The following is a 25681-nucleotide window of genomic DNA, read 5'->3' on the forward strand; positions in this document are numbered from 1 at the left end:
GAAACGTTTATAGATCTCGCAATGCAAATCATTGTACACAACGAAGAAGAATTAGATAAAGTGGTAGATCAGATGCTGCCACTTTTAGAAACGCATAGCATTTTCGCCTTTGACGCGAAGATGGGAAGTGGAAAAACCACTTTTATTGCCCGACTCATAGCTGCCATTTCTGATGAGTCAGATGTTTCCTCACCAACCTTTGGTTATGTTAAGGAACACGATACAAAAATGGGTACTGTTCACCACTTTGATTTATACCGTTTAGAGCACGAAGATGAGGCCTATGACATAGGTATAGAAGAGTATTTATACGGCGATGATATTTGTTTAATAGAATGGCCTAAAAAAATAGAGAACCTTTTGCCCGAAAACACCGTATGGGTAAGTATTGAAGTTGCGCCAGACCAAGCGCGCATTTTTGACATAGAACTATGATAACGGACCCAGAAGTTTTAAAAGGATTGATGAAAGAAGGCAGATTGATGCCTCAAGAAGAAATGTTAGAGGTAGGGAGAAAGAAAAATGCCCTACACATAGGTATCCCCCGAGAAACCTCCTTTCAAGAACGACGTGTAGCCTTGGTGCCTGAGGCTGTTTCATTATTAGTGGCCAATGGTCATGAAGTAAAAATTGAAACAAAAGCTGGAGAAATGGCCAATTTCTCTGACCAAGAATACTCGGAGGCTGGAGCCAAAATAGTTTATGCCACCAAAGAAATCTTTGAATGTGAAATCATATTCAAAGTAGCCCCGCTTTCTGAAGAAGAAGCCAACATGATGCCTGGAAATCAAACCTTGATTTCTGCGCTTCAAATCAATATACAACCCAAAAAGATCCTTCAACTTTTGATGAGCAAGCGCATAACAGCCTTGGCTTGGGATTACATGAAAGATGAAGAAGGTTCTTTCCCTGTGGTTAGAACCGTAGGAGAAATTGCAGGAACTACATCTATTTTAATTGCTGCCGAATTACTTTCTGCTTACAAAGGTGGAAAAGGAATGATGCTCGGAGGTATTGCTGGAGTTCAACCCGCTGAAATAGTAGTTTTAGGAGCAGGAACGGTGGGAGAATACGCCACAAGAGCTGCGCTAGGATTAGGATGTTCGGTAAAAGTATTTGACAGTTCTCTATCTCGATTAAGACGTTTACAAAATGATGTAGGGAGCAGAATTTACACTTCTGTGCTTCAACCCAAAGTATTGGCCAAAGCGCTTATGCGTGCGGATGCTGTTATTGGAGCCATACGCTCTTCTGTAGGAAGAACACCATGTGTAGTAACCGAAGAAATGGTGAGAAACATGAAAACAGGTTCTGTAGTAGTTGATGTTAGTATAGATCAAGGTGGATGTTTTGAAACCAGCGAATTAACCAACCACAATACGCCAACTTTTGAGAAATTTGGAGTAACCCATTACTGTGTACCCAATATTCCATCAAGAGTGGCAAGAACAGCAAGTTTTGCTTTGTCCAACATCTTCTCTCCCCTACTTTTAGAAATGGGTGAATACGGAGGTTGTAAAGAGTTGATCCGACAAAATTCTGGATTCAGAAATGGAGTATACATGTACCAAGGTACTTTAACCAGTGAAGTTTTGGGAAATGCCTTCAACCTGAATTACAAAGATTTGGAGCTGTTTATTATGGGAATTAAATAGATTTTTTTAGACTTTTAGACGGTTAGACCTTTAGACTTTTAGATTTTAAGATTTCGAAAGAACGCGGTTTTAACCGCAAAGAACCCAAAGCTTTTCACGCAGAGCACAAAGGGAATGTTTTTCTCCGTGAACTTTGTGTAATACCTTAGCGGACTCTATGGTAAACATTTGTTCTATCTTTTCACTTTCACCCAACTTTCAAATTCTTAAATTTTTAAATACTTAAATCTTTAAATCCCTACTTTATTACAACAGATTGGCTAATTTCGCGGAAAACATTGGTCATGGATAAAATCATCAACAGGTTTAAGTATTATTTAGGAGGATTTTTAATCGGATCTATCTTCGTCTTTTTCTTTTTTCAAAACAGAGGATGTTCTTGGTTACCTTCTAACCGAGTAAAAAACACCCTTATGGGGAAAGTAATCGCTTTACCTGAAGCAGAAAAACAAGAATTGAAAGCACAAGGTTTAACAGAAGACGACTTTATTTCTTTCTTGAACGATGGAGAAATTGATTTTGGTGGTTCTTTAAAAGACCAAGATGTTTACCCTAAAGTTTACTTGATCAACAAAGAATTTAACGGTAAAAATGTAAGGGCGCAATTTTCTTTGTATGAAGATGCCTACATTACTGTTGGAGAAATATTAAAAGATGGAGAAGATATTCACCGTGTAGAAAACTATACGGGTTGGGGAGATTTCATCAAATTCCCTATGGATACCAACATGGTGTACATGGATACAGCTTTGAATAATTGTCTTTTAGAAGCCTTCGCTTACCAAAAATATGATTCTATACAAGCTGATATGCTCAACACCACACGCATCAACTTTGACCAATCTAATTTGATGTTACCGAAAGCAGAACAACAATTACAATTTACAGATAGAAAATTAGGAGTAGTAGACGCCAAAACCATTTGGTACCTCTCTAAAATCTTTATCAATAAAATAGAATTTGAAGGAAGAGAAGAATATCCTTGTGGATTAAAGTAATCTCTCACCAAAACCTATTGTCGAAGTCTCTCTATTCATTTAGAGGGACTTTTTTTATGGAAAAATGAACGCTTGCTCATCTTGGTTGTACAAATAAAAAAAACAGCACAACATGGCACAGCAACATTTCTACATAAGTATTCCTGAACCTTGTCATGAAGATTGGGGGAAAATGTCCAAGCTTGAAAAAGGACGCCACTGCCAGGCTTGTACTAAAACCGTTTATGACTTCACCAATAAAAATCACGAAGAAATTGAGCAAGCTTTCTATGAAACATCGGATTTATGTGGAAGATTTACTTCTACACAACTTCGTCAAAGCTATCAATTGCCACATGCTCAACGTTTCAATTTAGCCAGGTTTACAGCTGCATGTTTTCTAGTTTTTGGATTGAGCTTATTCAGCTATAGTTGTGATTTGGAAACACCGCATTTCAACCTTATCGACAATTTACAAGAACAATACTTTATGGGAAAGGTTTTACCTCCTGACAGCACATATAAAGTCGAATCCCATCAAGATACTATCATTGAAATGGCCCAGAAGGATAGTCTTGCAACAGATACACTTAACTTTCAAGAAATCAACATACACTCAGCTGTTCACAGGGTAGAACGAGAAATAAGCTTTGCAGGAATTCCAATAAAAACGATTCAACCCACCGTGACCAGAGAAATAAAGCCAATTGAACCTTTGAAAAGTTCCCTAGAAGTTTTTCCAAACCCAAGTAGTGATTTTTTCAAATTACAATTCATTCCTCCCATGCAGGATAGCTCTTCTTCTGAAATTGAAATTCGTATTTATGACGCTGCCGGTAGACTATTGGAAGACGACAGCTACCCATTTTTAGGAGGGAATTTTGAAACGATTTTATCACTTACCGGAAAAGAAGCCGGAGTATACTATCTACAGGTCATTTATGGTCGTGAAGTTTTAAAGACCGTACTCGTTAAAAATTAACCCCATGAATTAAACCATTCTCACCTAAGGGTGTACTTCTCTAAAAAAACACTGCGATGAATTACAAAAACCTACATATTTCCATTCCTGAACCTTGTCATGAAGACTGGAAGGAAATGATTCCGACTGATAAAGGAAAGTTTTGTTCCTCATGTGCTAAAACTGTAATAGATTTTACAAATAGTACACCCGAAGAAATCTACCAACATCTTCAAAAACATCCTCAAACTTGTGGTAGAATAAAAACTTATCATCCCTCTTCCCTAACTCCTACACCCTTAAAACAGCTGGCTCGATTTGCAGCGGCTTTATTTCTAGTTTTTGGTATGAGTTTGTTCTTTTACAGTTGTAAAATGGAGAGTCCAGCAGCAGACCTTCTTACCCTCACAGAACAAGAAGTAAATGTACACGACACGCTAACTTTACTTCAAGATCAAAAACTTGACACCTCTCATTACATCAGAAACTTCTCTCTACTAGACAGTAATCTAAGCCAAGAATTTTCCAGCATTCAATCCACAGCATCGATTACAAAAGAAAGAGCCGTTGAACTCTCGGAGCCTTATAACTATCTAGAAGATGAAAATTTCATTTTAGGTTCTTTCATTTTTGAAGGTGAAATTACTATTCCCCACTTAGAGTCAGAAAATTCAACACCAAATCATTCTCCCCAAATTACATCACCCTATATTAAAACACAATACTTGGAAGACAGTATAGTGATTGTAGATTTTATAGGTCTACCCCTTGAACCTTATGAAAAAAGCGTGTATACAGCAAAAATCGAAATCTATAAAAATTGGACGAATCTAATTTACAAACAAGACCACCTTATAAAGTTACCTCTATCTCAAACTCAATTGCATACAACCCCATTATCCCCAGGCGACTATCATGTAGTAATAAGCATAGGTAAGAGAACTGTACACACTTCTTTTAGAGTAAATGAAAACTTATAACAACCAAAATTTTAAAGGACCTACCCTCTTAATATTGAAAACATAAATCAACGAGTATGAAAAATTCACTGTATAAAATTAGCATACCAGAACCCTGTCATGAAGACTGGAACACCATGACCCCTAATGCGAAAGACCGCTTTTGTTCTTCTTGCGCTAAAACTGTTGTTGACTTCACCCACCTGTCGAAGGAAGAAATAATGTCTCATCTCTCCTCGCATAAAAATGTATGTGGAAGGCTAAATTCCAATCAACTCAACACGATCTATCAATTGCCTTACAAGGAAAGGTTTAAATTGGCCCGTTTCGCAGCGGCTTGTTTGTTGGTGTTTGGACTAGGACTTTTTAATTACTCCTGTGAAATGGAAAGTCCGCAGGTGAACTTACTTGAATTAACATCGAAAGGCACATCTATATTCACCAACTCCGACCCTGAAACACTTGGAGAGCTAGCTTTAGTAAAAGATTCCAATACCGTTCAGCAACTTGAAAAAGACAGTGTTCAAGAGGTGGAACAAAATTGGAACAAAACGAATACCTACGATGAGTTAGAAGGTATAGAAGGTGAAATAGCACTTGAAATGATTCCCGAGGAGTGTATAAATTCAGAAAAACATGAAGATGTGGGAGATACAATCTACACCTTAACCAAAGAAGATATTGAACAAATTCCTTTAGATTATTACCCCATGATAGGAGCAGTAGTTTTGGTGGAAAGACCCGAGAAAACAATTGAACCTATTGTTGTTCCTGAAAATGAATTAAAGCTTTTTCCCAACCCAGCAAATCACGTTACTAACCTTCGTTTTAAACCTAGAAAGTTAGAAAGTAAAGATGACATCACTTTTCAAATCTTCAATCAGACAGGAGCACTTGTTCAACAAGAAAGAATGACTTTCGAAGGTGAGGATTTCACTGCAAAGTTCGCTGTTAGTGATTTAACCAATGGTGCTTATTTCGTCAACTTTGTATACGGTGAGGAGAGGTTTAGTGAAAAACTTATCGTTCAACACTAAAGCATATTTACATTGAAATATTGAGGATCAGTAGAAACATCTTGGGTGATAAAATCGGGATATTCTACTTCCTCATTTTCTGTCTTCAATTCAACTTCTGCCAATATTAAGCCTGCTTTGGGTGAAGTAAACTCATCCACTTCCCAAGTTGTTCCTTGAAAATCAAAGGTAAACCTTACTTTATCAATGTGTTTTGAGCAGAATTCAGCTATCATTGCTTTTGCGTCGGCTACGGGTATTTCATATTCGAACTCTGAGCGTGTAATACCTTTTGTATTGCCTTTAATAGTGAAATAAGCAGACTCTTTTCCAGCTTTAGATTTAATTCTTACGGGTGAAGTTTGTAATGCTGTTCTTCCAATATAGGCTTGAATCATTTGAACTTTTTCAGCTTTGAGGTCTTTCTTGAAAGTTTCCCACTTCGCTTTATCTACCAAGAATTTGCGCTCTATTTCCTTCCCCATTAATTTACGTTTACGTGCTCAAATTGTCCGTTAGTTACTTTTACAGTATCTCCAAAACCTTGGGCCAATTTTGCTTCAAAAAATCCTGAGAATTGATTGTCTACAACATCTATTTTAGAAAACACTACAGTTCCAGATCCGAGCGTAGTGTAATTATCAACTTGGTTTTGCAACTTGTCTGTGATTTTCACATAATTATTCAAAGGCATCATAGGTCGAGCTCCTAAAGAATCTCCGTTTCCAAAATTAAATTTCACTTCTATGGCAAGACTATCGTTTTCGTAATCTGCGAAAAAATAATAATTACCCGAATAGACCATTTCATAATTCTGGAAGGTCCATTTATCTCCATTAATCTTCGCAAATGCATAGCTTATTTCTTCTGGTTCAGCACACGGTGGGCAATCTCCCCCGCAGTCTACGGCTGTTTCACCAACAGACAAATATCCATCCGAGCACTTATCTACCACTTCTTCCTCTTTACAAGCAAAAGAAATGACAAACAAGCCCAATAAAACCGCTAGTTTCGAAATTTTCATGGTAATCACTTTATAGTTTGTGCAAGATAGGTACTTTTGAGAAAAAAAGTATTCTGGAAAAGATAAATAAATACAAAACTATACACGCGAAGTCAGAAGGATTGTACAAAGAAAAAGGCTCTAAATTCATAGGCTACATTGTACAATGTTATGACGAAGACGAAGCAAAAACTTACCTTGAACAATGGCGTAAAGAACACCACCAGGCCAGACATTGGTGTTATGCCTATCGCTTTGGTTTGCATAAAGATGTTTACAGAGCCAACGATGATGGAGAACCTTCGAATTCTGCCGGGGCTCCCATTTTGGGGCAAATTCAATCTTATGATTTAACCAATGTACTCATTTGTGTCGTTCGTTATTTTGGAGGAACCAAACTTGGTGTTGGCGGTTTAATTCACGCCTACAGAGCTGCAGCAAAAGAAGCTATAGACAACGGTAAGATTATAGAGGTTACCGTGCATCAATGGATAGATGTAAATTTCGAATATCCTGAAATGCCCGGCATCATGAAATTTGTTAAAGACCACAACCTTATCATCAAAGAACAAGTGTTTGAACTCTCCTGTAAACTTCGTTTGGGAATTCCCTTAGAAATAAGCGAAATGGTTACCGAACACTTGGAAGAATTAGACAATACATCAATTAGCGATTTAGGAATATATTAAATGAAATTATTAGAAAAACTGATAGAAGTTCGCGGAACTTCTGGAGACGAAGCGGAGATTAAAGATTTCTTGTTGAACCATATTCATGAAGTTAAACAAAACTGGAAGGTTCAACCTCAAATCATAGCGGGAGAAGAATTTCAAGATGCTATAATTTTGGTATTTGGAAAACCTAAAACAGCCCTATTTGCGCACATAGATACCATAGGTTATATGTCGGCTTACGGTAAAAACCTTATCAAAATTGGCGGACCAAGAGCGGTTGAAGGTTATGAATTAGTTGGACAAGACAGCAAGGGTGAAATTGAAACAGAACTCATGCTCATAGAAGATGAAAATGGATCTACCAGCATACAATATGTTTTGGACAGAGAAATTGATAGAGGTACACCTTTAAGTTTTAAACCTAATTTCAGAGAGACAGAAGAATACATTCAAAGTCCTTATCTAGATAACAGACTCGGTGTTTGGAACGCTTTGCAAGTAGCAGAAACTTTGGAAAATGGAATTATCGTATTCTCTACTTACGAAGAACACGGTGGAGGTTCTGTGGGCTTTTTAGGAAGATATATTTACGATAATTACCAAGTACGCCAAGCTTTGATTTCTGATATAACTTGGGTAACAGATGGTGTGCACCACGGAAAAGGCGTGGCTATTTCTATGCGTGATAGCGGTATTCCAAGAAGAAAATATTTGAACAGAATTCTAAGCATAGCCAGTAAAAGTGGAATTGCTCATCAATTAGAAGTAGAATCTGCAGGGGGTAGCGATGGAACAATGTTGCAAAAAACAGATTTACCCTTTGACTGGTGTTTTATTGGAGCTCCGGAAGATAATGTACATAGTCCAGACGAAAAAGTACACAAGTTTGACATTGCCTGTATGGTAGATTTGTACAAGGTATTGATGCAAGAATTATAAAGAAATTTCAACGCAAAGAAAAAGGCTCATTCGTAGAAATGAGCCTTTTTTAATCATCTTAATTTTCTCTTACAATCCATTAGCAGCCATGAAACTCTCTAACAATTGTTTCAATACATTTTCTTGTCCCTTTTTCGCCTTAATTACAATACGAGATTCTAAATTATCAGCTTCCATGTAGATATGGTCTAGGGCATCCACCATAAACTCTGCATCATCTAAGTCTACTTTAATATCTTCTGGTAAAGCATTGATGTCAACAAAAGCTGTCACTGGTTTCGATCCAAATCCTTTTGCCCATTCTGGTACTGTAACTTTTCCTTCTGGGAAATTTCCATTCACTCCTTTTTTATACATTAAGAAATCATCGTTCTTGTACACTTTCTGATTCTTTCCAATTAAGAATTCATTGGCAGCAGTTTCCTTAACTTCAGACGACCATAAATCTTTGCTGTTGTCCAATAAATTCATCATACTTTCACCTACACCCGCGTAAGCAGAAACATAATTCAAACTATCAGCTTTACCCGCGATTTGTGCAACAGCTGTAAACTTACCGTTGATGAAAGTATTCAATTTGTTAGAACTTAGTAAAATTGAAACCAAAGGACTCACATCGCTTTGCGCCAAAATTTTATTCATGTAATTCGGATCTATTGTTTTGGCAAACTTGTCCATTTTATCCACATCTATATTTATGCAGATTCCCATGTTTGCTTCAAAAGCACCTAGCTTCTCGAAAATAGCTTCATTGTCATTCGTATTTAAGAACAATGCATTTTTCAATTCGTCATTTACATAGGCTTTAGTTGTAATTACTCCTTGCCCCTCTTCAAAACGCACACTTGTTTTAAACTGGGCATCTTTCATGTACATCAATGTCATCTTCTTTTGCTCTACTGTAACATCTTTGCTGAATGCAGCTGCCTCAACATACATCGCATCAGGTTTCGTACAAAAAACAATATCGCTATCATCTGCCAAGACTTCATGTGCTATGTCTTGTTTCGATTTGTTTTTATTTTTCGCAAAGAAATCTTTCACGTAAGCCACTGGCTCCATAATCTCATCTTTCTCTACAAAGGCAACGGCCATTTTCGGTGTAATTGCAATCACTTGATTGTCGCTAACGAAAATGGATAAATCTTCTTCTTCAGATAAATTCGTAAAGCTCATGTTTACAATTTGATCGACCAATTTTTGGTGATCCTTCACATCTAAAATCAATACGCCTTTATCAGCTGGCAAACCATCTGTTGTATCTGAATTTTCAACTGCGAAGTAAATTCGAGCATCCTCTGGCAAGGCTAAATTGAAGGTATCTAGCGTGCTTGATAACACGTCACCATACATAGGTAAATTCTTCGCATCCGATTTATTTACGATATTATTGTAATCAACTGCACCATACGCTACCACTGATGTATTTGTAGCAACATAGCCCTCTAAAAGTTCATCGGCACGCAAGCTACTCATACCTTTTTCACCACAAGAAAAAAGCACTGCTGCTAATCCAAGACTTAAGATGATTTTCATTTTTTTCATGTAAAAAAATTTATTTGTTAATTCTATTTCAAAGTTAAACTTATCACGCAAATAGCCTACCAAAACAAATTATTCAATTGCTTTTTCAACTACCTTTGATTTATGCATTTTATTGAACCTCATTTTAGCTGGAGAGATTATTACGTTGCCTCAGAAGACGCGTATTCACCATTCTTTGAGAGAGAGTATTCTGAATTTGAATTCAGCGATGCCCTCTACAATTTTGCCATACACCCACAATGGGATAATTTTGGTTCACCCACTCTTTTTATGAAGATACTTTACGCCGATTATGAAATTGGTTTCTGTATCATCGAATTCATTGGAGAATGGAACGATGCTATCAATAATGATATCATGACCCTTAAACGTGATATTATTGAACATCTTATGCAAAACGGTATAGATAAGTTCATTATTATAGGAGAGAATGTACTTAATTTTCACTATTCGGACGATAGTTATTATGAAGAATGGTTCGATGAATTGGAGGATGGTTGGATAGCCATGGTGAATTTTCACGACCACGTATTGGAAGAGTTCAAAGAGATACACCTCGACCAGTTCTTTGTGATGGGTGGAGAATTAGAAGATGTTTCTTGGAGAACCTACAACCCTATTCAGTTTTATGGAAGAATAGAGCAGTACGTTCAAAAGCGCTTAATGTAGTTCACTTAATTTTTGCGCCACTATTTTATCTACCGGAAAAGTTAAATCTTGCGGACCAATACTCTCCAGGGGCTTCCATCTTGGTTGTTCTTCTGCATCTGTAAGGGTAATGGGCAATTCACTGCCAAATTCTTTGTGTAAAGGCTTTACCCAATAGTACAAGCTTATGAGTTGGTCGTTATCGTTGAAGGCAGATTGTTGAAAGAAATCTGTACAATAAAAAAGCTCCCCCACTTCGATTTCCAAATTCAATTCTTCTTGAAATTCACGCACCAAGCACTCCTTCAGACCTTCTCCCCACTCCAAACCACCTCCCGGAAATTTAGTAAAGCTTCTTCCAAATCTATTTTCATCTGAAAGAAGCACATCACCTTGCGTGTTGGTAAGTAGACCGTAAACTCGAATATTAAACTGTTTTCTCACCTTTTAAAACCGCTTTGATGTCTGGTTTGAAATATAAATCTGATTTCAAGATTTTACCATCTTCTCGGTAAATAGCCTTTCCATTTTCATCCAACTTACTCATGTTAGAACGTTGAATTTCTTCAAACACTTCCACTATTTTATCTTGGAGTCCATGCTTTAACAAAGTACCACAAAGGATGTATAGTTGATCTCCCAAAGCATCAGCTACCTCAACTAAATCTCCTTCTTTTGCAGCTTCTAAATACTCTTCGTTCTCCTCTTGCATTAAACGGTGACGCAAGGTGTAGTCTGCCTCACTGATTGCTCCTTTCGGTTCATATTCATTTTTGATTCCAAAGCTATCGTGAAAGGTTTCCACGGCCTTGATAATATCTGCAAAGTCCTTTTTCATATAATCAATTTTGGACCAAGATATTAGAATTGAAGAAGAGAAGAGCTTTATTCTGCTGAGTATTTATCCACAAAATTGGCGACTATACACAATCGTAATATCTAATTGTTGGTCACAAAAAAACCGATGCTTTCACATCGGTTCCCACTGTAGTTATTGTGGAATTATCCTAAATACATTTTCAACATCTTGCTTCTAGAAGTATGTTTTAAACGTCGAATAGCTTTTTCTTTAATTTGTCTAACCCTTTCTCTGGTTAAATCGAAATGCATACCGATTTCTTCCAGTGTTAAAGGAGCTCTCCCGTCTAAACCAAAGTAGAATTTCACAACATCACCTTCTCTCGCGGTAAGTGTAGATAAACTTCTATTGATCTCTTTGGCCAGTGACTCTTGTAACAAAGTCTTTTCTGGACTAGGCAAAGCATCGTTTGGAAGCACATCATACATAGAAGAAGAAGACTCATCCCCTTCTTTTAAGGGTGCATCCATAGAAACATGTCTCCCCGAAGTAGCAAAAGCAGTTCTTACTTCTTCCACCGTACAATCCAAGGCTTCCGCCAATTCATGCGCACTAGGCGGACGCTCCAAACGCTGTTCTAATTCTGAAAAAGTTTTGTTTATCTTATTAATTGAACCAATTTTATTCAAAGGCAAACGCACTATACGCGCTTGTTCTGCCAAAGCTTGTAAAATAGATTGTCTGATCCACCATACGGCATAAGAGATAAATTTAAAACCTCTGGTTTCATCAAAACGTTTTGCTGCTTTGATTAACCCCATGTTACCTTCGTTAATTAAATCTGGCAAAGACAAACCTTGGTTTTGATATTGCTTAGAAACAGAAACCACGAACCTTAAATTGGCCTTGGTTAATTTTTCTAAAGCTTTGTTGTCTCCAGCTTTAATTCTTCGGGCTAATTCAACTTCTTCCTCAGCAGTAATTAAATCAACCTTAGCAATTTCTTGCAAGTATTTATCGAGTGAAGCGGTTTCCCGGTTGGTAACCTGTTTGGTAATTTTTAATTGTCTCATAGCGCTAACAGTTTTAAGATAAGAAAAGAGCCAACTTATACTTTCTTGAAAGATAAGCTGTTATATATTAAACGCAATAAAAACAGAAAAGGTTGGAGATTTTTTTGGTTATGTAGAATATTTTTCATAACAAAAAAGCGAAACCCGCTAGGAGTCTCGCTTTTTACACTATATTTTTTTTCTAAAAATTAGTCTCTCAACACATTTCTAGAAATTACAATCTTTTGAACTTCAGAAGTTCCTTCGTAAATCTGCGTAATTTTCGCATCTCTCATTAAACGCTCTACGTGGTATTCTTTAACGAATCCGTAACCACCGTGAATTTGAACAGCCTCTACTGTTTGTTCCATCGCTACTTTAGAAGCGTATAATTTAGCCATTGCAGAAGATTGGTCGAAGTTTCTTCCCATATCCTTATCTCTTGCTGACTTGTAAACTAACAATCTTGCAGCTTCGATTTCAGTAGCCATATCTGCTAATTTAAAAGCGATAGCTTGGTGCTTAGAAATCTCTTTTCCGAATGCTTTTCTTTCTTTCGAGTAAGCTGTTGCCAATTCGAAAGCTCCAGCTGCAATACCTAATGCTTGAGAAGCAATACCGATACGTCCACCAGATAAAGTTTTCATTGCGAAAGTGAATCCAAATCCGTCTTCACCAATTCTATTTTCTTTAGGAACTTTTACGTCGTTGAACAACAAAGTGTGTGTATCAGAACCTCTAATACCCATTTTATCTTCTTTTGCTCCAACAACAAATCCTTCCATTCCTCTTTCTACGATGAAAGCGTTGATTCCTTTGTGACCTAACTCTGGGTTAGTTTGTGCAATCACTAAGTAAACAGATGCTGAGCTACCGTTAGTAATCCAGTTTTTCGTTCCGTTTAAGATGTAGTGATCTCCCATATCTACAGCTGTAGTTCTTTGAGAAGTTGCATCAGATCCAGCTTCTGGCTCAGATAAACAGAATGCACCAATTTTCTCTCCTGTAGCTAATGGTACTAAGTACTTTTGTTTTTGCTCTTCAGAACCGAATTTTTCCAATCCCCAACAAACTAATGAGTTGTTAACAGACATACATACAGAAACAGATGCGTCAACTTTAGAGATTTCTTCCATAGCGATAGCGTAAGAAAGTGTATCCATTCCTCCACCACCGTACTTCGGGTCTACCATCATTCCCATGAATCCTAACTCACCTAATTGCTTGATGATCTCCGCTGGAAATTCTTGCTTGTTATCTCTCTCAATTACTCCTGGTTTACAAACATTCTGAGCAAAATCTCTCGCTGCGTCTCTTACAGCTATATGTTCTTCTGTTAAATCGAAATTCATCCGTATGATTTTATAATTTTGATGTGGCAAAAATAAGCTTATTATTGAAAATCAGAAAACTTTAATATGTCATTCCCACAATCTTACAAGCTAATTGGACTCATGTCTGGCACCTCTTTAGACGGACTAGATATCGTCGCTACCCAATTTACATTTGATGCAGGAGCTTGGAACTACAACATTGAACACTGTAAAACAATCCCTTACAGTACAGATTTTGAAAACAAATTAAAAACGGCACATCAATTATCTGGGTTAGACCTTACTTTTTTAGACAAGGAAATTGGTGGATATTTTGCCCAAGCTGTGAATAACTTTTGTGAGGAATTCCACATCAACAAAGAAGAAATTGACGCTATCGCCTCTCATGGTCATACTATTTTTCACCAACCCGATAAAGGAATGACCCTTCAGATTGGATGTGGACAAAGCATAGCTACACAAACCGGAATAAAAACCATCAATAATTTTAGAGAGAAGGATGTTTTGCTGGGCGGACAAGGAGCTCCTTTGGTTCCTGTTGGTGATACCCTACTATTAAAAAATGAAGCCGACGCTTTTTTAAACCTTGGTGGATTTGCCAACATCAGTATACCCAAACAAAACAATTTAGCCTTTGACATTTGTCCGGCAAACATCGTTTTAAATGCCATCGTTCAAGCCAAAAATCTCGACTTCGATTTCGATGGTAACGAAGGAAGAAAAGCAACGATAAACAAGGAACTCTTATCTCAACTCAACGCCTTTCCTTTTTACCACCAAAAAGCGCCAAAATCTCTCGGTTTAGAATGGGTTGAATCTTACATTCATCCACTTTTAACGGCAAATTCATACGCCGATAATTTAGGTACATTTTACGCCCATATTGCACATCAAATTTCTCGTGTTTTAGAGGAGCATAAAGTTGCCTCTATAATGATTACCGGTGGCGGTGCGAAAAATAGCTTCCTGATAGCTAAAATCAAGGAGAAGTACTCGGGAAATATAATCCTTCCGGAAGATGATTTAATTGATTTTAAAGAAGCGCTGATTTTCGCATTTTTGGGCGTGTTAAATCTCCGTAACGAAAACAATTGTTTAGCGCAAGTTACCGGTGCAAGTAGAGACTCTAAGGGAGGAAATACCTTTGAACCCTAGATATTTTCAAAGGTTTGATTCTTTGCTTAGAATAAGTTTTTTACTTTTGCTGCCGTCTGTTTCTATTAATAAGTATGAAATACTTAAAAATGGAAGCGAAAAATTAACTTCAACTGTGTGAAAAGCACAGCACAATTAGATATAAATAAACACAATGAAAGAGTTACTGAACAAGTTTGAAAACAAACGTCCAGAGATCGTATTCGAATGGAAAGATTCTGAAACAGAGGCAGAAGGATGGGTTGTAATTAATTCACTTCGCGGTGGAGCAGCAGGTGGAGGAACACGTATGCGTCCAGGTTTGGATAAAAGAGAGGTTGAATCTTTGGCGAAAACGATGGAAGTGAAGTTCACGGTTGCAGGTCCAGCTATTGGTGGAGCGAAATCAGGAATCAACTTTGACCCAAAAGACAGTCGTAAAGAAGGTGTTTTGAGACGTTGGTACGCAGCAGTAACTCCTTTGTTAAAGCACTACTACGGTACTGGTGGAGATTTAAACGTTGACGAAATCCACGAGGTTATTCCAATTACGGAAGACTGTGGAGTTTGGCACCCACAAGAAGGTGTGTTTAACGGACACTTCCAACCAAGAGAAGCGCAAAAAATTAATAGAATTGGTCAGTTACGTCAAGGTGTATTAAAAGTAATCGAAGACGAAACATTCACGCCAAGCATCAACAGAAAATACGTTATCGCTGATATGATTACAGGTTACGGTGTAGCTGAATCTATCAAGCATTATTATAACATCTGGGGTGGTGACATCAGAGACAAAAAAGTTATCGTTCAAGGATGGGGTAACGTAGGTTCTGCAGGAGCTTACTACTTGTCTCAAATGGGAGCTAAAGTGGTTGGTATCATCGACAGAGTTGGTGGATTGATCAAAGAAGATGGATTCTCTTTCGAAGAAATTAGAGACATGTTCTTGAACAAAAACGGAAACGAATTGAATCACCCAGACATGATGTCTTTCGAGGAGGTTAACGCTAAAATTTGGGATATAGAAGCAAACGTTTTCATTCCTTGTGCAGCATCTCGTTTAATTACACAAGACCAAGTAGATAGAATGATTAAATCAGGAGTAGATGTAATTTCTGCTGGAGCTAACGTTCCTTTCGCTGATCCAGAAATCTTCTTTGGTTCTATTGCAGATTTCGCAGATAACAATTTGACGGTAATTCCTGACTTCATCTCTAACTGTGGTATGGCAAGAGTATTCGCTTACTTGATGTCATCTGACTTAGGAGAATTAACAGATCAAGGAATTTTCCAAGACACTTCTGATGTAATTAAGAAAGCATTAGAAAATACACACTTAAAAAACCCACAAAAAACAGGAGTTGCTAAAGCGGCATTCGAAATCGCATTGAAACAACTTGTATAACCAATATTACTATAATTAGATATCATGGAAGGATTTATTTTAGCGGTATTCATCTTAGGATACTTAGCCATTACTTTAGAACACAACCTTAAGGTTGATAAGTTAATCCCAGCATTGTTAATGATGGCTTTAGCTTGGGCTGGAGTAGCTTTTGGATTAGATAGCTTTACTACTTGGTTCGATTCTGATAATCACCACTTGGTAGATGGATTCGCTCAGTTGGCAGCTCATTCAGAAGATCACAATGAAGTTACTAAAATGACGTGGATGGAAGGAACTTTACTTCACCACTTTGGTAAAACATGTGAAATCTTAATTTTCTTAATTGGAGCTATGACTATTGTTGAAATCATTGATCACTTCAATGGATTTGCAACAATTAAAAACTTCATCAAAACCAACAAAAAAAGAACTTTATTGTGGATCGTTTGTATCCTTGCTTTTGTTCTTTCAGCTATCATTGATAACTTAACAGCTACGATTGTATTGATTACAATTTTACGTAAGTTATTGAAGAACAACTCAGACAGAATTTGGTACGCCGGTTTAATCATTATTGCTGCTAACGCAGGTGGAGCTTGGTCTCCAATTGGTGACGTAACGACAACAATGTTATGGATGGGTGAAAGAGTTTCTACAGGGAAATTAATTGAATTCTTAATCATTCCTTCTTTAGTATGTATGGTTTTACCTACAGTTATCGCTTCATTCTTACCAGCTTTCAAAGGTCAATTTGAAGTACCTGAAGAGGAAGAGGCTAACAACGCTAGAGGTCCATTAATGTTATACTTAGGGTTAGGTATGATCATCTTTGTTCCTGTCTTCAAAACGATTACTCACTTACCTCCTTACGTAGGAATGATGTTATCATTATCTATTGTTGCTATGGTGGCAGAGGTTGTTTCTAATAGACAGTTGAACTTAACAAGTGCAAGTAAAGAAATAGAACAAGAAGAAAGCGGAGATCACAACCCTGATGCTGGTCACCACTCTTCACCAACTTTCAAAGCTTTGGGTAAAATTGAGATGCCGTCTATCTTATTCTTCTTAGGAATCTTGATGACAGTTGCTGCTTTAGAATCTTTAGGTATGATTTACATCTTTGGTAAGAATGTAGAAGAAAGCATGCCGGTAGATTTATTCATCACTTTGATGGGAGTTGGTTCTGCTGTAATTGACAACGTTCCATTGGTAGCAGCTTCTATGGGTATGTTCGATATGACAAATCCTGAATACGCTATGGATAGTCACATTTGGCACTTTATTGCTTACTCTGCTGGTACGGGAGGATCTATGTTAATCATTGGTTCAGCTGCAGGTGTTGTAGCAATGGGAATGGAGAAAATTTCTTTCTTCTGGTACTTAAAAAATATTGCTTGGTTGGCACTTATTGGTTTCTTAGCTGGAGCTGGTGTTTACCTTGGAATTCAGATGTTCGTTTAATCGAACTTAACATGTAACAAATTATAAATTTCAACGTTTATTCGAGTATGAATCATTCATTTTTAATGCAAATTGCAAGCGACAGTACAGCTGTTTCTGAAGATTTTAAAGAGGTAGCCATCTGGCAAGCTGTTAAAGACGCAGGTTCAACACCTATGGGAGCAATTATCCTTATCGTGTTAGCCATTATGTCTATCTACGCCATCTACATTTTCGTAGAGCGTTTCTTAGCTTTAAGAAGAGCAAGTCAAATAGACCCAAACTTCTTAACCAATGTAAAACAAATGCTAATGGATGGTAAAATTGATGATGCCAAAAATCTTTGTGCTAGAACCAATACGCCATCAGCAAGAATGATTGAAAAAGGTATTTCTCGTTTAGGAAAACACGTAGATGTGGTTTCTTCAGCGATAGATAACACGGGTAAACTTGAAATTTCTAAGTTGGAGCAACGTTTAAGCTTTTTAGCTACTGCCTCTGGTGCAGCACCTATGATAGGGTTCTTAGGAACTACTTTAGGGATGGTACAAACCTTTAACGAGATGAAGAACTTGGATTCTTTACAGTTAGATACGATTGCACCAGGTATCATGACAGCTATGGTAACCACTGTAGCAGGATTGATTGTAGGTATTATTGCCTACATGGGGTATAACTACTTAGTGGCAAAGATTACCACAGTTATCTACAGAATGGAAAACGATGCTATGGAGTTCATGGACTTATTGCACAAACCAGGAAACTAAGAAACTATGGGATTCGGAACACAAAATAAAGTAAAGGCTGAGGGTGGAATGGCTTCCATGACCGACCTTGTATTCTTGCTACTTGTATTCTTTATTATTATGAGTACAATGAGTGAGAACAACACGCCGGTGGACTTGCCAAAACCTTCAGAAAAACTGGATCCGTCGAAAACAAATACAACAACAACTGTAATTGTTACTGCAGACAACTTGTACCAAATTATGTCAGGTCAATTGGACGACGCTTCTAACCCTTTCAATACAAAAACGGAAGGTGGAAGCTACGAACAAGTAAAGGCATTTTTGGTAGAGCAAGTAGAAGCGAATCCAGAAAGAAAATTAAAAATTGCAGGTTCTCGTGAGGCTAAATACGAAGCGGTTTTCCAAATTTTAGCCTTGGCTAAGAACAGAGAGTGGAATCCTGCTTTAGCGTACGATTAACACCATTTATTATGAGCAGTTACTTTGCAGAAATAGTAGATAAAAGAGACAATAGAAAGGCGATCATAGCGAGTTTACTCGCTATGCTTGTCGCTGCTTTCATTTTATTTTTCGAAAAGTATCACGAGCCAGACCCTCCCAAATTAGATGTGCCGTTAGTGGCTGAAATGATATTCCCTGAAGGAATAGATGCATTTGAAATAGACAACGGAGGTGGCGGAGCTCCTGAAGCAGAGAACAATACCGTTGCTGCAGAGGAACCAACAAGAGAAGAAGAAACACAGGAAGACTCTCCTGTGGAAACACCTTCTTCAACAGGCGAAAACAAAACTCCTAATACCCAACCGGCAGAAAAACAATCTACAGAGCCCGCAAATCCATTCAGTGGATCTGGTGGACAAGGAACCAGTGGAACAGGACCTGGTTTAGGAAATGATAACGGACCTGGTCCCGGCACAGGAAACCCTGGTCAAGGTGGATCTGAAGGAGAAAGAATTAGACTTACTGACATTAAATCTACTCCTAAAACTCCTAACTCCGAATACTGTAAGGTTGCACTTATCCTTACCGTAAACTACGAAGGAAAAGTAATCTCTGTATCTGTTAATAGAACTGAGACTACAGCTGAAAATGAAGCCTTGATAGACGAAATTATAGCATTGACTAAAAAAGAAGTACGTTACAAGGCAAAACCAGTAGGATACCGCGTAGAGAAATGTTTCTATACAGTTTCTATACGTCCAAATTAATCGTATGACTTATCAAGAAACAATAGATTGGTTGTTTCAACAATTTCCCTCTTATCAAAACATAGGAGCGAAAGCCTATAAACCCGATCTATACAACGTTGAAAAGCTGTGTGCTATTTTCAACAATCCACAGAACGACATCAAAACAATACATGTAGCAGGTACTAACGGGAAAGGGAGTACCTGTTCTTATATGTCCTCATTTCTAACTGAAGCAGGCTATAAAGTCGGTTTGTTTACCTCTCCCCACTTGCAGCGTTTTACAGAACGCATACGCATCAATGGTGAAGAAGTAAAAGAAGACTTTGTAATTGATTTTGTAGCGAAAGTAAAAGTCCAAGAACTCGACTACTCACCTTCTTTCTTTGAGATAACCTTTGTAATGGCTCTGGAGTATTTCAAACAAGAACAAGTAGATTTTGCCGTTATTGAAACGGGCTTGGGAGGTAGATTGGATGCCACCAATATCATCTCTCCTATAATTAGCGTAATTACCAACATAGGTTTAGAACACACCAATTTCTTAGGAACAACCATCAAAGAAATTGCAGGTGAAAAAGGAGGAATCATTAAAACGCATACCCCCGTTGTTTTAGGTACCAAGGATGCAGAAGTAGTAGAAGTGATGGAAAACGTTGCGAAGGCAAAAGAGGCAGCGCTTTACTTCAGTAATGATGCTTTAGATACTCCCCCTTCCCTTTTGGCCAATTATCTCCAAGAAAATTATAGAACAGCTCATAAGGCCATAGAAGTATTGATCAAGGAAAACTACATCAACACGATAGATGTAGCGGAAAACTTTGAAAAAGCACTTCAAAACTTATATCAGAATACAGGTTTAAGAGGCAGAATGCATTTGATGCAGGAACATCCGAGAATCATTTTTGATGCGGCCCACAATGCGGATGGTATCAAAAACTTGCTCTCTAATTTTAAAGAAGAGCGTCTTTTTATTGTCTACGGAAGTTCGAACGACAAAGATTTCGATGCGATTTTTCCATTATTTCCAAAAAACGCGACTTATTTCTTGACTGAATTCAAAAATGAACGTAGCGCGAAAATTGAGGTTTTGGAGCAAAATGCGGTCAAAAATGAATTAAATGCAAAATTTTTCAAAAAAGTTTCTGAAGCCTTGACCTCCGCACAAAACACAGCGGGTCAACAAGATACAATTCTATGTTTCGGAAGTTTTTTCTTATTGGAAAATTTATATGAAATTTTTTAAAAATTTTAGTTGCTAATTAGAATTATACACTTATATTTGCACCCGCAATCACGGTTCAACGGAACACAAAGTGATACTTGAAATAAGAAAGTTATTGGGCGATTAGCTCAGTTGGTTCAGAGCACCTGCCTTACAAGCAGGGGGTCACTGGTTCGAATCCAGTATCGCCCACTTTTAAAACTCTAATAACTTTCTCTCGGGCGATTAGCTCAGTTGGTTCAGAGCACCTGCCTTACAAGCAGGGGGTCACTGGTTCGAATCCAGTATCGCCCACCGAACAAAAGGTCAAGTTTATTTTAAGCTTGACCTTTTTTTATGTCCATACATTTTCATTTTAGTTCTGATTTGCTCAGTTGGTTCAGAGCGTCCCGATGCAATCGGGAGGGACACTACTTCGAATCCAAAAGATAGACACCGTTTCTTTACCAAAATCATCTCCAACCATAGTTCAAACTTATTTAAAGCTTAACCTTTTTTATGTCCATACATTTTTCCTATCAATTTTGATTTGCTCAGTTGGTTCAGAGCATCCCGATGCAATCGGGAGGGGAACCCAACGTTTCTGGACTAGATTTAAGACTAACCCAAGGTTGAACATCATACTTTTCTAAAAACAACCTTTTTGAGATCCTTAAAAATGTTGTAACTTGAGTACTATTCAACCTAATACTCCAAACATGTATAAAGTCTATATTTTATATTCTAACACCCTTAACAAATTCTATATTGGCTACACTGGTGATAACATTCAAACACGTTTGAAAAAACACAATTCCAATCATAAAGGTTTCACCGGAAAAGTAAATGACTGGTTCGTTAAATACACAGAGGATTACAAGACAAAAGAGGAAGCCTTAGCCAGAGAAAAACAAATCAAAAGCTGGAAATCTAGAAAAATGATATTACAACTAATTGAGAAGGTTAACACTTAATTTATATGATTCTCCCAACTGGTTAAGAGCATTCCAATACAATCGGGACAGGATCTGGTTCGAATCCATGTGTTTACTTCCGAGACTTTCGGAAATCGCCCACCGAACAAAAGGTCAAGTTTATTTTAAGCTTGACCTTTTTTTATGCCTTTACTTTTTCTACATATAATCCTCAGATGGAAAGAGAAGCAAATAGAAATTGAGTAATTTTGCATTTTCGAATTCAAATTAGTTAAGTCGGGAGACTGAAAAAAGACATTTATCTTGCGTGTAGAAATAGAAAATCCGAGAAAGAAGTGTTACCAGTGTATGAAATCTGCGAGCACTTGTATCTGTAAACATGTTCATCCCATAAAAACAAAAACACGTTTCGTTATTCTCATGCATCCGAAAGAAGCTCGGAAAGAAAAAAATGGTACGGGTTATATGACCAATCTTCAACTGGAAAATGCTGAGCTTATTGTTGGTGTTGATTTCAGCGAGAATAAACGTGTGAATGAAATTCTCAACAATGAAGAAAACAGTTCTTTCTTACTCTACCCTGGAAAAGAGACTTTCAATTTATCTGTAAAGAAAAGTACAGAGATCCATACATTTCTAGACAAAACTCCGCACATATTTATCTTAGACGGTACTTGGCCATGCGCGCGTAAAATGCTTAAGTTAAGTAAGAATTTGCAAACCTTGAAAAGGGTAAGTTTTGATAATGAAATCAAATCTAAGTTTATTATTAAGCAACAACCAGAACCACTTTGTTTGAGTACCATTGAGTCGGTATACACCGTAATTAACCTACTTAAAACGGCAAGGTTTGAAACATGTAATACAGACAACTTTCTGCTTCCATTTGAGAAGATGATAGAACAACAAATAGCGTGTATTTTGGATCCCAACAACAAGAACCATTACCGACCGAATAAAAATCCAAAGATTGCACCCAAAAACATGTATAAGAAAACAACGGAAAGGAATATCATTTTTGAGGAAAATAGATAGAAAGACAGTATTGAGTGTGAGTTTGGAGTGTTGACGAAGAAACAATAATTAAGTCTCTTTCCATTTAACCACCATGTACACAAAGATTTTTCACGAAGTACACAAAGAGAAAACTATAGTCTTTTTAAAACCCTATACAAGAAGCTAGAATTAGCCCCTGCTAGCGATAGGACTGGCAGCCCGGAGTTGGGGTGGGGATTGAAACTTAGGGGCTGTAGAGCGACTTTAGAAGCTTTACAGCATCTTTAGATGAAACACCAGCACAAGGAGGACTATAAGGGATAGCGCGGCCACGCTCACCAAGATTCTTGGGGAGCGTGGAAGCAGCCAAAACACACTACTTATAATAAGCTACCCATTTTCACTTTAGTAGCTTGATTTGAAAAGTTCATTATTAGAAAACCGCTAGTAATCCCACTTATCGTAGAAGGCATTATAGAAGTTTATACCGAATTTAAAATTGAGCTGGGCGGGACCATAACTACTTTTCGAACTCACGGCGTAGGCTCCGAGTTTGAAGATGGTTTTCTTGATTCTAAATTGTCGTTCTATCCCCGCATACAACTCTACTTGTTGAAAGTTACTCGAAGGAATAGCCATGTAACTTCCTCCAACGGTTTCCTCTAATTTCAATTTATTAATGAGGGGAACTTTGTGTAAAAAGGCGCCTTTAAAGTGGTGAATAAAGTTCAATTGAAAATAACTATTTGCCGTGCTCAACGCCGTATCTAAACTCTGCTGCGAATACACAGGGTTGGAAAAGAAGAAACGATCTGACGTTCTAAAAAACTTATACTCTACGGCGCGTAAATTCTCCTTGTACAAAAAGCTTCCGGCCAGGGCATAGATGTCTGTATGACCAAAATTCTTCAAGTCAATATCATCTTCTAATTTCAATTCCACGTAGCTAAAGTTTGACTGACCACCCAATAAATTAGGCACACCCATTTTATGTTTCATACTCACCACAGGCCACTTGGAGCCCAGTATTATTTTCTCGCCATCTCTAATTTTGTAGCGTTGTTGAAAGTGATATTCTAAATAGAGCTCTGTCATGAAAATGCGGTAGCCTTCAAAATCATTGGGCTTTTGAAAATTGCCAAACAAACTGGCCCATTCTGGATACTCTATATCTGTAATATTGATGCGATCTGAGTATTCCATGGAAGCTTTCAGGTAAAGTCCGTTAGTAAGCTCTGAAAAGTGATACACGCTCCACTTCTTATTACGCATGCGGTTGGCTGGTGCGATGGTTCCTTGTATACTTTGGTAACTGGTCATGAAATCATAAATATCACCAACTTCAAACCCAATTTTTGCAAAGTTCAAAGGATTATATTTAAAGTATCCATTGAACTGCCATTTCACATCCTTGTTTCTAAATCCATAATCAATCAGCGGGTTAATCATGAAATCTTTGTGCGATTTGGTGCCTTTGGTATATTCTACTCCCAATCGGTGTCTATAACCACCAACCCCAAGGGGTACAACTTGTTCTAGCAGTGGAATAACTCGAAAGGATTGCTTTTTAAAAGTATTCCTGTGGCCCACCCCATTAAAAATGAGGTTGAGCACACTAAAATCATTATAAATACTGTCTCTTTTGAGCAGGTACTCCTCGCTTTGGTGGTAACGTTTGATGCTATCTTGCTTAAATATAAAGGTCAACTCTTCCACTTTCAAAGGCAAAGGACGTTCATATATCCAATACATACTATCTCTGTCGTAAGCCGAATCACTCACCACACTTGGCGTTAGCCAGAACTTTTGTTTGTAGTCGCCTTTATCGAAAGCATAATTATCTTGTTTGATGCGAATGGCACCGTGGTACATCTTTTTTCTTTCCTTCAAACTGTAGATAAATTCCTTTCTTACGGGAAAAACTCTATTTTGCTCAAAAGTATAATCACATATAAAGTGGAACTCTTTAAAGTAGTTGAGTGCCGACTGGGACAAGGATAAGTCTGCAGATAGCAAACGTTTGGAATCTATATGAAAATATAATTTACCACTCCACAAGGCTGCCTCCTGAAAACGAGGAATAACCTCTATGACGTATACTTTTTCATTGTTCTCATCGTAATACAGCTCAGCAATATCGTAGGTATAAGACAAAAATGCTAAACTCGACAAAGGCGAAATAACATTAAAGGTACTTACTCCCGAAATTTCTTGTGAATTTTTAAAGAGGTTAACATCCGCGTCTTTTGAACCTTGAACAAAAAGATAAGGATTACTCATCTCTGCCTGTTGGGGAGCAAGTCCTGAATTTCCATCCATTTGTATGCTTACAGAAACTCCACCTGCATTGCTTTTATCCGACAAGTCTAGATAAGCCCTTACACTATCCTTATACTTCCCTGGATCTTGGTAAAAAGATCTTGTGACCATTTCATTGAGGTTCATCTTTTTTCTACCCGAAGGAAGCTTATACAACATAGAATCTGGCACTTCCATTTCTATACTGCTGAGCACATACATATCCATGGAATAGTTAGAGAGTTTATCCTCCCATTGCTTTTTTTCAGCGATTACTTCACGCATAAAGGCCATGGCTCTTGACTTTTTAGAATCTTCAGAAATCACCACTTCTTCAAATTCTAAGGCCTCTGTTAACAAGGTGAAGTTTTGAATTTGCTCACCGGGCTTTAATTGAATACTATCCACCAATTCTTCATAGCCTGTTACTCGTATATAGAGTTGAACAAAGTTTGTATCCAACTTCAACACATATTTACCCTCTCCATTGGTAAGGGTGCCGTAAGAAGTATTTAACACTCCCACACGTGCAAATGGAAGCGCCTCGCCTTGCTCATTTACAACCTTTCCCTTCAAAACCTGAGCATTACTCAGAAAAGAAAAACAAAGGAATAGAATGAGGTAAATATGTTTCATGAGTGCATGTTTTCTATGGGACTTTTCTGTTCGCAAAAAGTTACACTATTCACCAGAAGGCCAAAAATTTCAGAGAGAAAAAAGAAAATAAACAAGCATTTGTCCCCCACCGTAAATTCTGAAGCAAAAAAGGGCGTTTCATCCTATAATTGG

At 37.6% G+C, this 25681-nt stretch carries 26 protein-coding genes and 2 tRNA genes; 20 read left to right on the top strand and 8 right to left on the bottom strand.

From position 1 onward, the window contains the following. The first annotated feature begins 21 nt into the window (after nucleotides 1-21). The 6 genes from tsaE (at nucleotide 22) to BM327_RS10905 (ending at nucleotide 5589) form a co-directional block, all read left to right on the top strand. The gene (gene tsaE, locus BM327_RS10880; RefSeq protein ID WP_090249387.1) at nucleotides 22-435 is read left to right on the top strand and encodes a tRNA (adenosine(37)-N6)-threonylcarbamoyltransferase complex ATPase subunit type 1 TsaE; all 414 of its coding nucleotides are present in this window, start codon (nucleotides 22-24) and stop codon (nucleotides 433-435) included. Then, the gene (locus tag BM327_RS10885) at nucleotides 432-1655 is read left to right on the top strand and encodes an alanine dehydrogenase (RefSeq protein ID WP_090249390.1); all 1224 of its coding nucleotides are present in this window, start codon (nucleotides 432-434) and stop codon (nucleotides 1653-1655) included. The genes tsaE and BM327_RS10885 overlap by 4 nt, the downstream gene beginning before the upstream one ends. 284 nt (nucleotides 1656-1939) lie before the next feature. Then, nucleotides 1940-2653: a DUF4258 domain-containing protein gene (locus BM327_RS10890; protein ID WP_090249392.1), complete on the top strand. Its 714-nt coding sequence runs from the start codon at nucleotides 1940-1942 to the stop codon at nucleotides 2651-2653. A gap of 112 nt (nucleotides 2654-2765) precedes the next feature. After that, nucleotides 2766-3614, top strand: coding sequence for a T9SS type A sorting domain-containing protein (locus BM327_RS10895; RefSeq protein WP_090249395.1), 849 nt, complete (start codon nucleotides 2766-2768; stop codon nucleotides 3612-3614). 56 nt (nucleotides 3615-3670) lie between these two features. After that, complete coding sequence (locus BM327_RS10900; RefSeq protein WP_090249398.1) at nucleotides 3671-4573, top strand: hypothetical protein; 903 nt, start codon at nucleotides 3671-3673, stop codon at nucleotides 4571-4573. 56 nt (nucleotides 4574-4629) lie between these two features. Continuing rightward, nucleotides 4630-5589 (top strand): T9SS type A sorting domain-containing protein, encoded by a 960-nt coding sequence (locus tag BM327_RS10905; protein ID WP_090249401.1) that lies wholly within the window; start codon nucleotides 4630-4632, stop codon nucleotides 5587-5589. On the opposite strand, the gene BM327_RS10910 is transcribed toward BM327_RS10905, so the two are convergent. Both BM327_RS10910 and BM327_RS10915 read right to left on the bottom strand, forming a co-directional pair. Next, entirely contained in the window at nucleotides 5586-6053 is a 468-nt protein-coding gene (locus tag BM327_RS10910) for a CYTH domain-containing protein (protein ID WP_090249404.1), read from the bottom strand. The two genes, BM327_RS10905 and BM327_RS10910, sit on opposite strands and share 4 nt — an antisense overlap. Further along, a complete protein-coding gene (locus BM327_RS10915; RefSeq protein WP_090249407.1) occupies nucleotides 6053-6592 on the bottom strand; it encodes a hypothetical protein in 540 nt (179 codons plus the stop codon). The genes BM327_RS10910 and BM327_RS10915 overlap by 1 nt, the downstream gene beginning before the upstream one ends. Nucleotides 6593-6609: 17 nt before the next feature. On the opposite strand from BM327_RS10915, the gene BM327_RS10920 reads away from it, so the two are divergent. Both BM327_RS10920 and BM327_RS10925 read left to right on the top strand, forming a co-directional pair. Beyond that, on the top strand, nucleotides 6610-7260 hold the full coding sequence (locus tag BM327_RS10920; RefSeq protein ID WP_244526216.1) for an IMPACT family protein: 651 nt from the start codon (nucleotides 6610-6612) through the stop codon (nucleotides 7258-7260). Next, a complete protein-coding gene (locus tag BM327_RS10925; protein ID WP_090249410.1) occupies nucleotides 7261-8184 on the top strand; it encodes an aminopeptidase in 924 nt (307 codons plus the stop codon). It abuts the gene before it with no gap. Nucleotides 8185-8253: 69 nt separating this feature from the next. Here the strand turns inward: BM327_RS10925 and BM327_RS10930 are convergent, their stop codons facing one another. Continuing rightward, entirely contained in the window at nucleotides 8254-9729 is a 1476-nt protein-coding gene (locus tag BM327_RS10930; RefSeq protein WP_139230342.1) for a hypothetical protein, read from the bottom strand. A 102-nt stretch (nucleotides 9730-9831) separates the two neighbouring features. On the opposite strand from BM327_RS10930, the gene BM327_RS10935 reads away from it, so the two are divergent. After that, the gene (locus BM327_RS10935; protein ID WP_090249416.1) at nucleotides 9832-10398 is read left to right on the top strand and encodes a hypothetical protein; all 567 of its coding nucleotides are present in this window, start codon (nucleotides 9832-9834) and stop codon (nucleotides 10396-10398) included. Here BM327_RS10935 and BM327_RS10940 read toward each other — a convergent pair. From BM327_RS10940 to BM327_RS10955, 4 genes are all read right to left on the bottom strand, one after another. Beyond that, nucleotides 10390-10821, bottom strand: coding sequence for an NUDIX domain-containing protein (locus tag BM327_RS10940; protein ID WP_090249422.1), 432 nt, complete (start codon nucleotides 10819-10821; stop codon nucleotides 10390-10392). The genes BM327_RS10935 and BM327_RS10940 overlap by 9 nt on opposite strands. Continuing rightward, the gene (locus tag BM327_RS10945) at nucleotides 10805-11215 is read right to left on the bottom strand and encodes a pyrophosphohydrolase domain-containing protein (RefSeq protein WP_090249425.1); all 411 of its coding nucleotides are present in this window, start codon (nucleotides 11213-11215) and stop codon (nucleotides 10805-10807) included. Before BM327_RS10945 ends, BM327_RS10940 begins: the two co-directional genes overlap by 17 nt. A 164-nt stretch (nucleotides 11216-11379) precedes the next feature. Further along, the gene (locus BM327_RS10950; protein WP_090249428.1) at nucleotides 11380-12249 is read right to left on the bottom strand and encodes a sigma-70 family RNA polymerase sigma factor; all 870 of its coding nucleotides are present in this window, start codon (nucleotides 12247-12249) and stop codon (nucleotides 11380-11382) included. Between the two features lie 188 nt (nucleotides 12250-12437). Beyond that, nucleotides 12438-13580, bottom strand: coding sequence for an acyl-CoA dehydrogenase (locus BM327_RS10955; protein WP_090249431.1), 1143 nt, complete (start codon nucleotides 13578-13580; stop codon nucleotides 12438-12440). Between the two features lie 66 nt (nucleotides 13581-13646). On the opposite strand from BM327_RS10955, the gene BM327_RS10960 reads away from it, so the two are divergent. From BM327_RS10960 to BM327_RS11010, 11 genes are all read left to right on the top strand, one after another. After that, nucleotides 13647-14717 carry an anhydro-N-acetylmuramic acid kinase gene (locus BM327_RS10960; RefSeq protein WP_090249434.1) on the top strand — a complete coding sequence of 357 codons (1071 nt, stop codon included), beginning with the start codon at nucleotides 13647-13649 and terminating at the stop codon, nucleotides 14715-14717. A gap of 154 nt (nucleotides 14718-14871) precedes the next feature. Further along, nucleotides 14872-16101 (top strand): Glu/Leu/Phe/Val dehydrogenase dimerization domain-containing protein, encoded by a 1230-nt coding sequence (locus BM327_RS10965; RefSeq protein WP_090249436.1) that lies wholly within the window; start codon nucleotides 14872-14874, stop codon nucleotides 16099-16101. Nucleotides 16102-16125: 24 nt separating this feature from the next. Continuing rightward, nucleotides 16126-17544, top strand: coding sequence for a sodium:proton antiporter NhaD (gene nhaD / locus BM327_RS10970; RefSeq protein ID WP_090249444.1), 1419 nt, complete (start codon nucleotides 16126-16128; stop codon nucleotides 17542-17544). Nucleotides 17545-17591: 47 nt separating this feature from the next. Next, entirely contained in the window at nucleotides 17592-18290 is a 699-nt protein-coding gene (locus BM327_RS10975; protein ID WP_090249447.1) for a MotA/TolQ/ExbB proton channel family protein, read from the top strand. A 6-nt stretch (nucleotides 18291-18296) separates the two neighbouring features. Next, nucleotides 18297-18731, top strand: a complete 435-nt coding sequence (locus tag BM327_RS10980; RefSeq protein WP_139230343.1) for an ExbD/TolR family protein — start codon at nucleotides 18297-18299, stop codon at nucleotides 18729-18731. Nucleotides 18732-18742: 11 nt separating this feature from the next. Continuing rightward, nucleotides 18743-19480, top strand: a complete 738-nt coding sequence (locus tag BM327_RS10985) for a hypothetical protein (RefSeq protein ID WP_090249450.1) — start codon at nucleotides 18743-18745, stop codon at nucleotides 19478-19480. A 4-nt stretch (nucleotides 19481-19484) separates the two neighbouring features. Then, nucleotides 19485-20705, top strand: coding sequence for a bifunctional folylpolyglutamate synthase/dihydrofolate synthase (locus BM327_RS10990; protein WP_090249453.1), 1221 nt, complete (start codon nucleotides 19485-19487; stop codon nucleotides 20703-20705). 96 nt (nucleotides 20706-20801) lie between these two features. Continuing rightward, nucleotides 20802-20876 (top strand) — tRNA-Val (locus BM327_RS10995). Nucleotides 20877-20903: 27 nt separating this feature from the next. Beyond that, nucleotides 20904-20978, top strand: a tRNA-Val gene (locus BM327_RS11000). Between the two features lie 404 nt (nucleotides 20979-21382). Further along, on the top strand, nucleotides 21383-21637 hold the full coding sequence (locus BM327_RS11005) for a GIY-YIG nuclease family protein (protein WP_090249456.1): 255 nt from the start codon (nucleotides 21383-21385) through the stop codon (nucleotides 21635-21637). Nucleotides 21638-21901: 264 nt separating this feature from the next. Then, complete coding sequence (locus BM327_RS11010; RefSeq protein ID WP_090249459.1) at nucleotides 21902-22633, top strand: tRNA-uridine aminocarboxypropyltransferase; 732 nt, start codon at nucleotides 21902-21904, stop codon at nucleotides 22631-22633. Nucleotides 22634-23038: 405 nt separating this feature from the next. Here BM327_RS11010 and BM327_RS11015 read toward each other — a convergent pair whose 3' ends face one another. Then, nucleotides 23039-25528 (bottom strand): DUF5686 family protein, encoded by a 2490-nt coding sequence (locus BM327_RS11015; protein WP_090249461.1) that lies wholly within the window; start codon nucleotides 25526-25528, stop codon nucleotides 23039-23041. Nucleotides 25529-25681 lie beyond the last annotated feature (153 nt).

The organism is Lishizhenia tianjinensis (genome assembly GCF_900116425.1).
Taxonomy (GTDB): domain Bacteria; phylum Bacteroidota; class Bacteroidia; order Flavobacteriales_D; family Crocinitomicaceae; genus Lishizhenia; species Lishizhenia tianjinensis.

Bases quoted from the DNA above. Each gene is read 5' to 3' on its own strand.
- tsaE (WP_090249387.1), top strand. From the start codon at position 22: ATGCAAATCATTGTACACAACGAAGAAGAATTAGATAAAGTGGTAGAT.
- BM327_RS10885 (WP_090249390.1), top strand. From the start codon at position 432: ATGATAACGGACCCAGAAGTTTTAAAAGGATTGATGAAAGAAGGCAGA.
- BM327_RS10890 (WP_090249392.1), top strand. From the start codon at position 1,940: ATGGATAAAATCATCAACAGGTTTAAGTATTATTTAGGAGGATTTTTA.
- BM327_RS10895 (WP_090249395.1), top strand. From the start codon at position 2,766: ATGGCACAGCAACATTTCTACATAAGTATTCCTGAACCTTGTCATGAA.
- BM327_RS10900 (WP_090249398.1), top strand. From the start codon at position 3,671: ATGAATTACAAAAACCTACATATTTCCATTCCTGAACCTTGTCATGAA.
- BM327_RS10905 (WP_090249401.1), top strand. From the start codon at position 4,630: ATGAAAAATTCACTGTATAAAATTAGCATACCAGAACCCTGTCATGAA.
- BM327_RS10910 (WP_090249404.1), bottom strand. From the start codon at position 6,053: ATGGGGAAGGAAATAGAGCGCAAATTCTTGGTAGATAAAGCGAAGTGG.
- BM327_RS10915 (WP_090249407.1), bottom strand. From the start codon at position 6,592: ATGAAAATTTCGAAACTAGCGGTTTTATTGGGCTTGTTTGTCATTTCT.
- BM327_RS10925 (WP_090249410.1), top strand. From the start codon at position 7,261: ATGAAATTATTAGAAAAACTGATAGAAGTTCGCGGAACTTCTGGAGAC.
- BM327_RS10930 (WP_139230342.1), bottom strand. From the start codon at position 9,729: ATGAAAAAAATGAAAATCATCTTAAGTCTTGGATTAGCAGCAGTGCTT.
- BM327_RS10935 (WP_090249416.1), top strand. From the start codon at position 9,832: ATGCATTTTATTGAACCTCATTTTAGCTGGAGAGATTATTACGTTGCC.
- BM327_RS10945 (WP_090249425.1), bottom strand. From the start codon at position 11,215: ATGAAAAAGGACTTTGCAGATATTATCAAGGCCGTGGAAACCTTTCAC.
- BM327_RS10950 (WP_090249428.1), bottom strand. From the start codon at position 12,249: ATGAGACAATTAAAAATTACCAAACAGGTTACCAACCGGGAAACCGCT.
- BM327_RS10955 (WP_090249431.1), bottom strand. From the start codon at position 13,580: ATGAATTTCGATTTAACAGAAGAACATATAGCTGTAAGAGACGCAGCG.
- BM327_RS10960 (WP_090249434.1), top strand. From the start codon at position 13,647: ATGTCATTCCCACAATCTTACAAGCTAATTGGACTCATGTCTGGCACC.
- BM327_RS10965 (WP_090249436.1), top strand. From the start codon at position 14,872: ATGAAAGAGTTACTGAACAAGTTTGAAAACAAACGTCCAGAGATCGTA.
- nhaD (WP_090249444.1), top strand. From the start codon at position 16,126: ATGGAAGGATTTATTTTAGCGGTATTCATCTTAGGATACTTAGCCATT.
- BM327_RS10975 (WP_090249447.1), top strand. From the start codon at position 17,592: ATGAATCATTCATTTTTAATGCAAATTGCAAGCGACAGTACAGCTGTT.
- BM327_RS10980 (WP_139230343.1), top strand. From the start codon at position 18,297: ATGGGATTCGGAACACAAAATAAAGTAAAGGCTGAGGGTGGAATGGCT.
- BM327_RS10985 (WP_090249450.1), top strand. From the start codon at position 18,743: ATGAGCAGTTACTTTGCAGAAATAGTAGATAAAAGAGACAATAGAAAG.
- BM327_RS10990 (WP_090249453.1), top strand. From the start codon at position 19,485: ATGACTTATCAAGAAACAATAGATTGGTTGTTTCAACAATTTCCCTCT.
- BM327_RS11005 (WP_090249456.1), top strand. From the start codon at position 21,383: ATGTATAAAGTCTATATTTTATATTCTAACACCCTTAACAAATTCTAT.
- BM327_RS11015 (WP_090249461.1), bottom strand. From the start codon at position 25,528: ATGAAACATATTTACCTCATTCTATTCCTTTGTTTTTCTTTTCTGAGT.